General features: G+C 41.0%; 13 protein-coding genes. 7 read left to right on the forward strand and 6 right to left on the reverse strand.

The genetic code is table 11. The features are described from left to right. Positions 1-58: 58 nt before the first annotated feature. The 5 genes from CH373_RS03305 (at position 59) to CH373_RS03325 (ending at position 3,781) form a co-directional block, all read left to right on the forward strand. Entirely contained in the window at positions 59-1,825 is a 1,767-nt protein-coding gene (locus CH373_RS03305; RefSeq protein WP_100712511.1) for an acyl-CoA dehydrogenase family protein, read from the forward strand. A gap of 57 nt (positions 1,826-1,882) precedes the next feature. Next, a complete protein-coding gene (locus tag CH373_RS03310) occupies positions 1,883-2,263 on the forward strand; it encodes a hypothetical protein (protein ID WP_125169877.1) in 381 nt (126 codons plus the stop codon). A gap of 50 nt (positions 2,264-2,313) precedes the next feature. Beyond that, complete coding sequence (locus CH373_RS03315) at positions 2,314-3,036, forward strand: glycoside hydrolase family 25 protein (protein ID WP_423789746.1); 723 nt, start codon at positions 2,314-2,316, stop codon at positions 3,034-3,036. A gap of 155 nt (positions 3,037-3,191) precedes the next feature. Beyond that, positions 3,192-3,428, forward strand: a complete 237-nt coding sequence (locus CH373_RS03320; protein ID WP_100712513.1) for a DUF433 domain-containing protein — start codon at positions 3,192-3,194, stop codon at positions 3,426-3,428. Then, complete coding sequence (locus tag CH373_RS03325) at positions 3,425-3,781, forward strand: DUF5615 family PIN-like protein (RefSeq protein ID WP_100712514.1); 357 nt, start codon at positions 3,425-3,427, stop codon at positions 3,779-3,781. The genes CH373_RS03320 and CH373_RS03325 overlap by 4 nt, the downstream gene beginning before the upstream one ends. Positions 3,782-3,847: 66 nt before the next feature. Here the strand turns inward: CH373_RS03325 and CH373_RS03330 are convergent, their stop codons facing one another. From CH373_RS03330 to CH373_RS03345, 4 genes are all read right to left on the reverse strand, one after another. Further along, positions 3,848-4,402: a hypothetical protein gene (locus CH373_RS03330; RefSeq protein ID WP_100712515.1), complete on the reverse strand. Its 555-nt coding sequence runs from the start codon at positions 4,400-4,402 to the stop codon at positions 3,848-3,850. Between the two features lie 197 nt (positions 4,403-4,599). Further along, complete coding sequence (locus CH373_RS03335; protein ID WP_125169879.1) at positions 4,600-5,559, reverse strand: hypothetical protein; 960 nt, start codon at positions 5,557-5,559, stop codon at positions 4,600-4,602. A gap of 34 nt (positions 5,560-5,593) precedes the next feature. Continuing rightward, positions 5,594-6,685 carry a hypothetical protein gene (locus CH373_RS03340; RefSeq protein ID WP_100712517.1) on the reverse strand — a complete coding sequence of 364 codons (1,092 nt, stop codon included), beginning with the start codon at positions 6,683-6,685 and terminating at the stop codon, positions 5,594-5,596. Between the two features lie 109 nt (positions 6,686-6,794). After that, the gene (locus CH373_RS03345; protein WP_100712518.1) at positions 6,795-7,280 is read right to left on the reverse strand and encodes a hypothetical protein; all 486 of its coding nucleotides are present in this window, start codon (positions 7,278-7,280) and stop codon (positions 6,795-6,797) included. Positions 7,281-7,441: 161 nt separating this feature from the next. On the opposite strand from CH373_RS03345, the gene fliD reads away from it, so the two are divergent. Then, positions 7,442-9,385, forward strand: coding sequence for a flagellar filament capping protein FliD (gene fliD, locus CH373_RS03350; protein WP_100712519.1), 1,944 nt, complete (start codon positions 7,442-7,444; stop codon positions 9,383-9,385). 35 nt (positions 9,386-9,420) lie between these two features. Further along, a complete protein-coding gene (locus tag CH373_RS03355) occupies positions 9,421-10,386 on the forward strand; it encodes a hypothetical protein (protein ID WP_100734060.1) in 966 nt (321 codons plus the stop codon). Positions 10,387-10,417: 31 nt separating this feature from the next. Here the strand turns inward: CH373_RS03355 and CH373_RS03360 are convergent, their stop codons facing one another. Both CH373_RS03360 and CH373_RS03365 read right to left on the reverse strand, forming a co-directional pair. Beyond that, a complete protein-coding gene (locus tag CH373_RS03360) occupies positions 10,418-12,226 on the reverse strand; it encodes a SpoIIE family protein phosphatase (RefSeq protein WP_100715491.1) in 1,809 nt (602 codons plus the stop codon). Further along, positions 12,223-13,968 carry a SpoIIE family protein phosphatase gene (locus CH373_RS03365; RefSeq protein WP_100715492.1) on the reverse strand — a complete coding sequence of 582 codons (1,746 nt, stop codon included), beginning with the start codon at positions 13,966-13,968 and terminating at the stop codon, positions 12,223-12,225. The genes CH373_RS03360 and CH373_RS03365 overlap by 4 nt, the downstream gene beginning before the upstream one ends. Positions 13,969-14,072: the final 104 nt, after the last annotated feature.

The following is a 14,072-nucleotide window of genomic DNA, read 5'->3' on the forward strand; positions in this document are numbered from 1 at the left end:
AAAACCGTTTGACCCTTTTCGAATTCAGGGAGTATTCTGGGATCGGAAAGGTAAAACGATGATCCAAAATAACTATTTTAACGACGTACCAGATCTAAAACTTCATTTTGATCATTTAATCCACTGGAAGGAAATTATAGATTCGTACGAGAACGGATTTTCGGACGCAGCCAAATTTAAAGCAGGGGATGATCGGTACGCTACAGCCCCTTCTAACTACGAAGAAGCATTAGACTACTATCGAACTCTGGTCGAATCAGTAGGGGAATTTGCAGGCAAGGAGATTGCTCCTCACGTGGCGGACTTGGACAGAGAAGGTCTCAAGTTCGAGAATGGCAAAGTAATCTTTCCGGAAAAATTATTAGAGATCGTTCGAAAAGCAAGAGATGCTGGACTGCAACCGACAGGTTTTTCCAGAAAATACGGAGGCTTGGGTATCCCTTGGACTGTTCGTGCCTTCATTACGGAAATGTTATATAGAGCGGATGCTTCTATTTGTATCGCGATCGGTTGCGTTAACCTGGCCGAGATTATCGAGAGAAACGGAAGTGATGAATTAAAGGATGCCTGGCTTCCGCGGTTTGCTGCGGGCGAATTCGCTTGTGCTATGGGATTAACCGAACCGGATCATGGATCCGATCTGCCCGGACTGAGGACCAGAGCAACTCACAAAGAAGGGAATACTTACTTATTAAATGGAACCAAAAGGTTCATCACTCAAGGATGCGGAACTGGCGAAATCCCAGCGGTTCTATTGTTATTAGCAAGAACCGGAGACCAAGGTAGCGGAGCAAGAGGACTGTCATTCTTCTTGGTACAATCGAAGGACGTACAAATCGCCGGAATCGAGAAAAAAATGGGCCTCCATTGTTCTCCTACCTGCGAAGTAGTTTTAGAGAACACCCCCGGAATTCTGATCGGTCAAGAGGGCCATGGACTGATCCGGCATACGATGGGAATGTTAAACGGTGCAAGAATGGGAATCGCGCAGCAAGGTACTGGAATTTCACAAGCAGCACTTGCAGAAACTTTAAAGTATACAAGCGAGAGAACCCAATTTAGCAGACCCTTAAACGAAATTCCTGCTGTTCGCAAAATTCTTCGCAGAATGGAAAGAGAGACAATGGCGATGCGCTGCCTGATGCTCGAGGGCGCGAGAACCATGGACATGTACTATTGGAGGGGAGAGCACCTAAGAGCTAAAGGTGCGAACGATCGTGATCTAAAATCAGATATCGTTTTGAAATACTGGGAAAAGCTAGCAGGCCTGCTCACTCCTATTTCGAAATTCTACTGTTCTGAAATGTGTGTAAGAATTGCCGGTGACGGAGTGCAGCTGCACGGAGGTGTCGGATTCACGGAGGATTATGATATCTCCAGAATCTATCGTGATTCTCGTATTACGACAATATACGACGGAACTTCTCAAATTCAAGTAAACGCTGCCATCGGAAGCGTAGTGAGCGGAATGTCTTCCCATGGTTTTTTAAAGGAGTACGTGGAGAACGAATGGAAGAAATTCGAAACACAAGACTTAGGTGTACTCCCTGAAGTTTGGGACTGTTACAAGGAAATTATCTCTCTTTATAAGGAGCTCCCTAGTTCCGAATCCAGAGAAGAGTCCGCAGATGAAATCATCTGGGCGAGCGCAAGATTGCTCGCTGGACTATTATTCTTCCGATCTACTTTAAGAACTCCTAATGAACTCAAGCGCGAGAGATTAAATTACGTTCATGAATACAATCTGGACAGTTTCGGAATTTTGGAAGGGTTAAAAGCAAAATTAAAGCTTTGCGTAGCCGAATCCAAACCGGTTCTTCTTTAAGAATGGATTCTGACGGGACTCTCTGAAAATGATTAGCTTCTATCTTAAGGGATTCACATGAAATGTTTTTATAATATGAGCCAGGATGCTGTTGGGACTTGTCGCAGTTGCGGCAAGGGTCTGTCATTAGAATACGCTGTAGATCTGGGAAAAGGACTCGCATGCAAAGGAAAATGCGAGGAAGATGTTCGATTGCTAATCGATTTGATCGAGAGAAATTTGCGTCTGATTACTCCTTCGGAAACGCTTATCTTAGCAAATAAAAAGTCCGGCTACATAGGCGGGGGATTTTTGATGATTAGCGGGGCAATTTTCATCATCTTCGGGTCAATTTCGGAAATGAATATCTTTCTTATTTCACTAGGTGCAGTCTTTTTTGCGTATGGAGTCTTTGCATTTTTTCAACGCTGGTCCATCAATCGGAAAATGAGAAAGTAAACTTTGCAGCTTCTTTCACTCCCAAATACGAAAAAGTGAATCGGACAAATTTGAAAATCAGGTTCACTGTACTTAGCGGATTTCTTATCTTCGGTGCTCTGATTCTTTTTACCTTGTACCAAGCTTTGAATACTGGAAAGATTTGGTTCGTATATCCTTCCGAGAAGCAATATCCAATTCGAGGGATCGATGTGTCCAATCATCAGGGTAAGATCAACTGGGCAATCGTTCCTAAAACCGAAGTATCTTTTGTATATATAAAAGCTACAGAAGGTGGAGACTTCCAAGATAAATCGTTTCGTGCGAATTGGCGCCAAGCGAAAAATGTAGGATTTCCTACTGGTGCCTATCATTTCTTTACTTTGTGTAGATCTGGACTTGAACAGGCGCAGAACTTTATACGAACGGTTCCGAAAGAAGCGAATTCTCTTCCGCCGGTTTTAGATCTAGAGTTTACAGGAAATTGTTCGGAAAGACCGCAAATCGATGATGTTCAAAAAGAGATCAAAGATTATCTAAAGAAAGTAGATTTTCATTACGGAACAAAGACTGTTCTGTACCTGACTTATGAGTTTAAAGATAAATACTTAGGGAAAGATTTTGAGGACTACCCGGTTTGGATCAGAGATATATTCAAACATCCTAATACTTTTTCAGATCTGAAATGGGTTCTCTGGCAATTTAATAGTCGAGGCGCCATATCTGGAGTTACCGGGCCGGTGGATATAAATGTGCTCAATCCGGACTCGAGTGATTCAGAAATTTACAAGTAGGCGCTTGTTACCACTCGATAGGGCGTTTGACTTTCCCTTAGCAGTGCTTCAGTTGTTTAAAGCAGCTTTCAATCATATCTTGATATTTAGAACTTCACAAAACATTACAAACGATTAGTGTTGACATTGATGGTTTAAATGCTTATGGTTGATTCGTGAGTTCAAATTTGTTAAATCGGATTACGTTAAACTCAGAAGTATGTCACGGAAAACCAACTATTCGGAACCAGAGATACACTGTTGAGCTAATACTTGATCTCTTATCTTCTGGAATGAGTGAAGAAGAAATTATTTCTGATTATCCTGCAATTGAAAAAGAAGATATCTTAGCTTGTCTTGAGTATGCTTTAAATTTAGTAAAAGTTAAATCGATATACAAAGCTTCTGCATGAAGTTCCTTATTGATGCCCAACTTCCTTATAGCTTAATTAATATATTCAATGAAAAAAATTTTGAAGTACTTCATACCGAGCATCTCCCGTTCGGAAATAAAACTTCCGATTCCGATATAATTTCGTATTGTGATTCAAATGATTTAGTTTTGGTTACTAAGGACTCAGATTTCTTAGATTCTTATCTAATAAAAAAGAAACCGCGTAAGCTTTTAATAGTAACTACTGGGAATATAAAGAACAAAGAGCTCTTCTCTCTATTTAATCAATTTTTATCCAAAATTGTGGAAGAATTTCAGGATAGTGGTTGGTTAGAATTATCCAACGAAGGTCTGGTCGTTCACCAGGATTAAATAGAAGTTGTTTAAAAAACTGCTGAAGTTAGCAGCAAGATCGCAAGTGCAACTTTCCTAAGCGCCTTAATTTAAAGCCTGTTCTAGCACATCCAAAAATAGATCCTCCTCTGAATACGAGGCCAGAGGACCCCACAGGAAAAAGATCCAACCGAACCAGTTCTTAATCGTAGGAGTTCCTAGTTGAACTGGGTTAATTCGATTTTCTCCTTGGGCTTTTGTAATTTCCAAATGTAGGGACTCTCGAAAAAATCCGGGAAAGATCAAGAGACTAAAAGAAGAAGCGTACAAAGACCAATGGATTTTTTTATCTATTCCTAAAATTTTGATTTCTAAAATGTTTTCAGAATGATCGCGAGAATCTGATTCCACTTTAGGCTTTGGATTTTCTCCATCAAAAAGGGAGCATCGGATAGTCTTAATACAATAAGTTTCTAATATCTTAGGAAGTTTTAGAAAAAAACCCCGTTTTCTCTCGGAATAAAATTCGGGATCGAAAAGAGTTTTCTCGTAAGAAAGTAGCTGGATCGGAATCCAGGCTATTTTATATTTTTTGCAAGTTTCCTTGCTCGGTTGATTTGGAATCCTTTCGTGACCGTTCTGAGGAACGGGATTTTCCAAGCAAATTTTTCCACGAACCAGAACCCTAAGTTGCGTGGATGAATGGCTCGGTTCGCTTGATACTTGTCGTTCTTTGGGATAATCAATTGATCTGTAAAAACATCCCAATGAAAAGCAAACTAATCCAAGAATTAAAGTCTTCAAACTGTAAAAGGATTTCTGATGCTTCAAATGATCTCTTTCTATGAAATCCTAGCTTATTTTTTCTTTTTAGGTTTCTCTTCAACTTTAGATGTTTCGGCTGTCTCCGTGACAGATGGCGTGACGCCTGAATTTAGGTATTGTTCCCGGATTTCCTTAAATTCGTTTTCTTTATAATTTCTAAGTGCTTCTTTGACCTTAGAAAGATTTTCTTTCTGGGTCTTGGTGAATTTGAAGGGCCGCGATTTCGCATAATCATCGTTGGTAAAATCAATCGTAAATATTCCGGCGATCAGGTCCGCAATTTCTAGTAAGTGAACTTCAGTTTCTAAACCGATCAGCCCCACACCTAATTTGCTTCCTACGCTCCAATAATCACGGTAATCCTGGTAAACAGGACTTTGCGGACCGTGTACAGTGAACGAGTCGTAAGCGTCCTTTTCCTCTGCGGTTCCAGTTTTTCTACCGGAAATACCGATCGGAACGTATGGACCCAATCCAATCTCCGCGGATTGTTCTTCCATGAATCCAAGATTTCTTTTTTGAAACCAGCCTACTTGTACGGTGTCACCTGCATATGCAGTAACCTGGATACCTCTCGTAATCCAGGCACTCGCACCGATCTGAGGTCCTATCTTAATATTTAAACTAAAAATATCCAGAAAGTCCAAGATTCTGTCGGGAAGGTACCATGCCATTCTTTCTAAAATGCCCGTGTCATCAAAGACTCTATCAGATTTATTCGTGCTTAGATGAGATTTCGATATTACGTTTTCTTTAAGTTTTTCTGGAAGTTTGTTCAGAGAAGCTGCAATCCTTTGGTCTTCCGGATAGAGTTTGTATACATACTTCAGGATTTCAGAAGCTTCTTCCAGATTTCCTTCTTGAATAAACCGGTCTGCGTCACCTAAAAGCTGTGTTGCAGAGTTATTTACTTCTCGATACTCCGGAAGAGAAGTACATTGATAAGCTATTGAAGAAATCAGAATGATAAATGAAAATGAAAATCGGTTCAAGGTCGCTCTCCCTTTTAATTCCTGCATTTGAATTTTAATATTTATACCCAAACTCGATTCCGATTTGGGATCTTACATCCTTCGAACTCGGATAAGGGCCCAAACCGGATTGGGTCAATAGAAAAAGAGCAGTAGTTGTGTCTCCCGATAGGAAAAGACTGACCCCTGGTGGTGATTTAATATCTGCACTCGTTACGGTATGAACTGCTTGGGACATCATATAAGAAAATCGGATATATGCTGATTCGCCCAAGAGGTAGGAATAACCGAACGCGTATCTGGCACCCGAGGCCTCGGTCTTAACCATACCGTCGATTTTTCCTGTGGATGGTAGAACAAGTCCTCCAACTGAAAAGATTGACAAAGTCTTTTCCAAATATGCAGCGGAACTTGCAAAACTCTTAAAATACTCGAAACCGAAATCTATCTTATTTTTATTCAAGAATGTCATGCTGTAATTAAAACCTAACAACGCATTGCCGTACGATTCTGAATATTCGATGGATTTTTTGGTCATAAAATCGATCCCGCTGGTTGGTCCAGAAAAGGAATCGTACCCGTTTTCGATATTTCGGTTTGAAATCATTTTAACAAAGTTTCCAGTGGACTCGAATCCTACTCGAAGTGCAAGATTCTCTAAAAGAGGATTCTTAGTCTGATTAAAAATGTAAAAGTCTCCCGAATAACTAATTCTCGCAGTGGAAAGTTTGTTATTTGAGTATATGAATGCGGTGTCGGAATGCGTCACGATCGGAGAACCGCCGAAAGTAATAGTGGAATCATACGTATTGGGAACTGGAGCTTCTCCGGAGGTAAGTGCGGCGTAGGAGAGAAGGTAATTACTTTTGAACAATCTAGTATGTCGAATATTTGTTTCCCATTCGATGCCCTGGCCTTTGAACTGCATCGAGGGTGCAAAAGTAATATCATTTACTCCGCTTAGGCGATTGTTCAAAAATAAGCCGTTCCCCATACTTAGGGCGTTCTTCGCTGTCGCAGAATCTATTCTTAGATCAATCGCCCGAATGGACATCGAACTCTTTTTTCCGCTCAAAAAGCTATCCTGTGCGGAAAGACTTGTGGCAAAAAGAGCCAGTAAGAGATACGGCACTTTATTTTTTCGCAATTTGATGCTCCTGGGATGTAAAGGGTGAAATCAGACCTGATTCGCGCTACAAAAATTATTAAGCGAAATAGTTTGGATTGTTAACCGAAATAGATAAAATTCTTTAGATTCAGTTTCCGCCGACTTGCAACGCTTTGATGATAAAACGGTTTTCGGACAAAGCAATTTTGATTAATAAAATTCGGACACCGTCTTTAAACAGTTCTGAATAGGTCACGGATAGTTGGCTTTCGTTCTTGGAAACATAACTATAGTAATTGTTCGGTTGATTTATAGTTTTGCAAATATCTCTGATGACAGAGGAACGCAGAGAATTATTAATATTATTAAAACCTGAAATCTTCAAATTTTGGATCAGGTCATCGTAGACAAACTCTTGAGAAAACAGCGAATTTAAAGATGTTTGATCCTCTTTTTCTTTTGCTGAGCAAAGGTTTTCATTATAGTATTTCTTGGCATTATTGTACAAGAGAGACGATTCCTCTTTGGAGAAAAATTGTTCCTGGTCGCTGCATCCGAACGTCAGCAAAAATAGAATCATTACACTATTAAGCAAACGGAATACAGCACTTGGTGTTTGGCTTTTCTGCTTCACGTTATAGGATCCCCTTTCTTTCTGGAATTTTCAAAGAATGTTGTTATATTCCTACCGATTTGTACCTAAAAATCGATTTTTACAGTCTATAAAACCGGAAAAAATCCGAGAAAATCTTATCATTTTTGGGAAATGGCCGATGGTACAAAAGGGGGAAGAGTATGCCTGCGTTTTCCATTCCGGGCCTAAGTTCGGGCCAGGATACAAACCAAATCGTCAAAAAGCTGGTAGAGTTGGAAGCAAAGCCAATCCGCCGCTTGGAACGCCAAAATACATATAACAATGCTCAGGTGAAAGCCTGGAACCAGTTAAAAACTCTTACCACCGATCTGCAGAACAAGACCAGAGAACTTATTTCTTTTACCGCGCCGTTCGCTACCAAATCCATCGTTTCCGAGCCGGAGGGAGTTGTCACCGGAGATGCTGCGAGATCGGCAGTCGGCGGTAAACGTAAAATCGATATTAAAGAATTAGCAACCTTTCACCAAGTTTCCGGGAGTCCGATTGACTCGGAGAGAAAAATTCATTCAGGAAGTTTTAAGATCATCTCCGGAGAAAACGAAAAAGAAATCGAATTCAATGGCGGGACGATACAAGATCTTGCGCAGACGATTCGAACTGCAGCCGCGGGTCTGGTGCAATCTACAATCGTAAAAGTAGACCAAGACAAATACGTATTATCTTTAATTGCGAGTCAGTCTGGAAAAGAAAACAAGCTCAAGTTCAACGATCCAAACGGAGTATTGAAAGCCGCCTATTTAGTTGGTGGAATGCTTCCGGAAGAGCCACCCAAAGTATTTGGAATTCGTTGGGAAGCTAGTCAGACTACGAGCTTTCAAGCAGACAAGTACGGAATTGATAAGAGTGCGAGACCTGTTTTCATACCTGCGGATCCTGAGAAAAAAGAACCCGCAAAAGTAAAAATCGGAGCAAAGCAAGCTTTTCAATTTACGATCGATACGAAGGAAGCAAAGAAGGGAGCAAGGTTAGAAGCCACACTCTCCGAACCCTTGGAAGAAAACGATACGATTCAGCTCGGAATCGTTTACGAAGAGGACGAGCAAGATAAAATTTTTCTGGAAAAGGCCTATCACAAAGATGGAAAGCTCAGAGTTGCATTGAAATCTTCTCTGGATGATAAGAAAATCCATCGAATCATTGTAGTCAATTCTACGGAAAAAGAAAGAGAACTATCACAAATTCGTTATGTAATTCCTGCGGAGTTTATGGGCGCAAAGCCAGCTCAGACTATCGTGGAAGCAAAAGATGCTCTTTTTACTGTTGACGGTATCGAAGTCCATAGGCCCAAGAACGAGGGATTGACCGACGTACTCGACGGGGTTCAGCTGAACTTGCACAAAAAAAGCGAAGGTCCCGTGACCGTGGATATCAGCGTGGATTCGGAGAAAGGGATCCAGATGATAAAGGAATTCATCGAAGCATATAATAATGTCATAAAATACTCTTCTGAAGCGACTTCTGTTGAAAAGAGCTCAGAAATCTCTGATTCCAAGAATGAAGATCCGGATATCACGAGATCCTATTGGGAAGGAAAGTCCAAGTCCGGTTTGCTATCCGGAGAAAACTCAGTCGTAAGACTCATTGCCGGAATGAAGACCACTGTCAGTTCTTCTTACCCCGCATTAACGAATTCTGAAATTAGAATGCTAGCGGATATCGGAATCTCTACGGGACCGGTCGGCTCCAAGTGGACCGATATTAAAGAAGGGTTCCTCGTTCTAGATGAAAAAAAGCTGATGCAAAGATTAGCCGAAAATCCGGACGCGGTTAGGCATCTATTCGCTCAGGATACCAACTCGGACGCTAGGATGGATACTGGTGTAGGAGTGAATCTTATCGATCACCTAAAACCATACACTCAGTTTTCCGGAGGCCTAGTCACTGGAAAGATCAAGTTGTTGGAAGAGCAAGTTGCTGAGAATAATAAGAAGATTAAGAATTTTGAAGCTCATTTAGGAAGCTATGAGAAGAAACTGAAAGATAAGTTTCTTTACATGGAACAAGGCGTAGGCAGGAACAAGGCCGTCGGAAACTACCTGAACAACAACTTGATGAAGGGTCAGGGTGGAGATGACGGTAAATAATGAAAATGATCGCATACTCATCGGAGGTAATTTAGGTGGAAATATTTGTTAACGACCAGAAGTTACAAAGCGCCATTGAAAACGAGAAAAGCCTAGGGGAGATTTTCGAGGCTGTCGGCAAATGGGTCGAGGCTAACGGTAAATTCCTTTTGTCCTGTACGGTAGACGGAAAAGAATTCCTATCTACCATGAATGGAATCGGAATCGATACAGTTTCTAAAATGGAATTTTTCGTAGGCGAAGAGTTGGATATCCTCATTAGTTCTTTGGGAGAACTGGATTCCTATGTGGATAAAATTGGGACCACTCTCTTGGGAAGAGATAGCCTTACGGAAAAAGAATCCAGAGAACTTTCCGACGGAGTCAAGTGGATCGATACTGTTTTGAGATCCGCGGGAAACTTGCTGAAACTAAAATTCGAACAGATTAAACCAATGGGCACCGGAAACAATGTAGAAGAAATACTTTTTTCATTGGCTCGGCAATCTGCCAAGTTGGATGGAGTGCTTCCGATCGAGGAATTCCTCGAAAATCTAAGAGATCTAAAATTGTTTATAATGGATCTGGTAGCGCGGGCTTCGGTTTTAGATCTGGATCTTCCCACTCTCAGGGATATTCTCGAGACTTTCATCAAAGCAGTTCCTGCGTTGAAAGAAGGTTTTATTAAGGTAAATGAAAACTATCAGTCAGGAAGAGACGAGGTAGCTACTCACTTGCTCACACAAGCGGTTTCCCAGATTAACGTATTGCTCACTTCGTTTATCACTTTAAAGCAAAAGCTTCCTGGCTTGGATTATTCTACTGTAGAAATTAATGGGAAGTCCTTCGAGCAGAAGACAAACGAACTGAACGATTCTCTCGCTGCTATTGCTTTGGCACTAGAAGAAAAGGACATCATTCGGGCAGGGGATATTATCGAATACGAACTTCCTGCCGCTTTGGACGAGTTCTTACCTTATCTAGAAGAAGTGAAGGAAAGGGCAAATTCTCTTTCGGTTTAATAAAAGCTTTCGATCGAGAAGTTGAAAACTTCTAGTCTTTCACTTCTAAACAGAAAAGAGTCACGTCGTCTGACATGACTCCTGAACCGAAGGATTCAGAAAAAAGTACTAAGGCTCGGATTAAACTTTCCGAATCTCGGTTAGAAAGCTTTTTAATCTCTTCGATTAGGGCTTTATTTCCCAAAGGGACTCCATTGGTTCCCGTGACTTCAAAAAGACCATCAGAATAGAAAATAATTCTATCTCCGGGTTCTAATACGATTTCGTATTCGTTTAGTATTGGAGTTCCTACAGCCAATAAAACTCCGCCTTTCCCTTCGATTTCAGTTACTTTATTTTTTCTTAATAAAAGGCCGCAATGATGGCCGGCATAGCTGTAGAGCAATCTTCTTTTTTTGTATTCGTACTTTAAATAAACAGCAGAAATAAAGTGCTGAGTCACGACCGATGACAATAGTTCGTTGGTGAATAATAGCCCTTCTTTTGGCCGGGTTCCTTTTTGGGAAATGACGCTGAATCCAATGGACGCCATGGCAGCCACCATAGCAGAAGAAATTCCGTGTCCCGAAACATCCGCAAATAGAACATCGATGGATTCCTTCTCGGTGCTTTCGCAATTAAGCACATCTCCTCCGACGCGATCGTAGGGTCGAAAATAAGAGTAGATTCTAAATTCGTCTGAACTCGGAAAATCTCTAGTAGTGATCGTGCTCTGAATCTCTTTCGCAAAGTCTAGGTCTTTTAAAATTCTAGAATATAGAATACGGATTTTCTCTGAGGCGATTTTCATTTCCGTAATATCGCGAAAAACAAAAACATCTCCTTCGTCCTTGCCGGCGAGAGGGATTACGGATTTAGACACTTCCAAATAGAGCGCCATAGGAGACTTTAGATCCAAAAGATTTTCGTCAGTATCTAAGCTCCTTTTCTTAACTTTCGAGTCTCCAATTTTCCTCCTAAAGTCCTGCTTTATAATCTGATCCGAAGTAAATCCTTCTAAATAATCGGATAAATTCAGCTTTTCGGGAGAACCGGTCCCAGGTGGAAAGCCGAGCATTTGTCTCGCGCTCTGGTTCCAATAAAGTAATTCTCTCTCTTTTGAAAGTAATACGACGCCTTCTCTTATTTTAGAATAAAGCTGCAGCGCGATTCGTTCTAACCGGATTTCCAAAAAACCGTATTTCGAAATTGCGATAAAAGTACAGACTGATTGGATCACGCTAGCGCTCCCGCTTAACGGAGGATATATTAAGGTTCCTTGTTGAAAGACGCGAGGCAAAACTGTTGTTATAAATCCGAATAAAGTAGTGAGTAAAGTACCTCCGGCGAGCAAGTAGCACTGCTTTCTAAATCCGGGTTCAAATTTTTTAGATTCAAAGAGCAATAGAAATACGGAATAAGATGTTGTGCCTAAGAATAGGACCGACTGGCTTACGATATACAATGGTCCCGGGATCAAAGTATCTCCCCAGTATTTTCGCACGAACCCTGCGATTACCAAGTCGGTCAGAAGGGAAAGAACGTAAGTAGCAATTGCAAAAACCCTAAATAAGTTTAATAGAATATTGCTACGTTTTCCCAGAAAAACGAAAGAGAACTCCAGAAATAGAGGCCCGCAGAAAATCCAGCTAAATGATGTGATCCTGATTAGCCACATCATCCATGATTCGGGCAAAAAGGACCAGTAAAGAACCAGGGAAAAGATCCAGAGACTAAGATCTGCGGAATAAATCAGATAAACATTTACGACTTTGTGTCTTCCCTTCAATGCTAATACGTAAGTAAATAAATATAGATTTAGAAAAAGTGCAAGTAGCGGAATCACTAAATACGGATTCATGCAGGGCGAATCTCCATTGCCAGCATTGCTAAATCGTCGTTCGTTTTTCCGTTTCCAAACTCTAGAGATTTATGAATTGCCGCCTCTAACATGGTCGGAGTGTCTTTGTGAACAATTGTTTGCAACCAGTTATAAAACGCACTGTATCCCAGAATATCGCCTTCTTGGTCTCTCACTTCAAAGAATCCGTCCGAATAAAAGATGACCCGATCGGAAGGCTTCACTTGCGCAGAATAATTATTTAAGTACGTCTCTTCGATCGCTAATAAGATTCTTCCTTCTCCTTGCAATGGAATCAGTTTACCATCGCGAAGTATTAATATCGGGTGATGTCCTGCGTAGGAATAATCTATACGATTTTCCTCAGGATAGTAGCTGACATAGATCGCGGATATATGATGATGAAGCACCATCTTGCTTAAAATAGAATGAATTTCTTCGAGGCTCTCTTTCGGAGAAAGTGACTTTTGTGAAACTACTTGGAATGTGATCGAAAGCATCCCGCCTACCATTGCAGAAGCGATTCCGTGACCGGAAACATCTGCAAAAAGAATATCTACTCTTCCTGACGGATGTTCGATGACCCTAAGCATATCTCCTCCCACTTTGTCGATCGGTTGGAAGAAAGAATACAGTTTGAATCTATCTCTTTCCGGAAATTTTTGAGTAATGATTGATGACTGAGTTACTCTCGCGATTTCCAGGTCTGTTACGATTTGCGAATATAGTTGGACTATTTTTTCCTGATTCGATTTTCTCTCTGTGACATCGTGAAGCAAATACAAGATGCCCGATTCTGACTCGCTGATCCGAATTCTGGACTTGGTCAATTCTATAAATTCCGGTTGGGTCTTTCCCGCAAGAGCATATTCTTTCGGAAGTACATCTGCTTCGCTGTAATTCAAAAAGTGTTCCCCTGGATGAAAGTGGCTCGCTTTGGCCAGATAAGACGGAATCAGGGAAATCGCTGCTTGGTTTGCATAAAAAAATTCCCCGTCTTCCTTAGTCAGAATGATCCCATCTTGAATATCGCGGAAAAGTTCGATTGCGATTCTCTCCATGCTAATATTCAAAAATCCGAATCTAGTGATCGCGATGAATATAAAGAATGTTTGAATCGTTACTGCAACCGGAGTCAGAGGTGGGAATAGATATCGACCGTTCTGGTCCAAATTGAGCAGTTCGGTGTACATGCTTAACGAAAAGGCGATTACGGTTCCGACAATCCAAAAGTCTAGCTGGCTTTTTATGTGTTCCTGTTTAGTTCTAAATCTTTCGCGAATGAGTAAGAACAGACCTGTATAAGCAGGAGCACTTACCGCCAAAAGACTCATAGGAACAAAGAACCAGCCGGGATCCAATTCATAGCCCCAGTCATATAGTACGGAGCCTTTGATCACCCAATCCGTTACCGTGGTAACAAGTATAGAAAAAAGGATAACGAATCTGAAGAATGGTAGGAGTACTTTTGATTTTCGGTTAAGAAATCGAAAAACCACCTCTAGATAAAGTAATCCAGCCGGAATCCAAGTAAAACAAGTGAGCTTGAAAATAGGGGTCATCCACTCGGCAGGGAGCATCCCCCAATAAAGAATATAGGCCAGAAGCCAAAGATCCAGGAAAAAGGCAAATCTTAAGAAATCCGCGATTACAGCGCTTCTAAATCTTCGAGCAAATACGTAAGTGACTAAAAGCGTATTCGTAATCAGGGCGGTAATTGGTAAAAATAAATAATGATTCATTGCCTGATTTGCTTCGAGGCATCGTACCTCGGTACGAATTGCGAATCAATCTCTAATCTGGGTAGTTTTTGGTACGAAATGCAGAAATTTACCAAAGTCAAAAG

The sequence above is a fragment of the Leptospira perolatii genome (assembly GCF_002811875.1).
Classification (GTDB): domain Bacteria; phylum Spirochaetota; class Leptospiria; order Leptospirales; family Leptospiraceae; genus Leptospira_B; species Leptospira_B perolatii.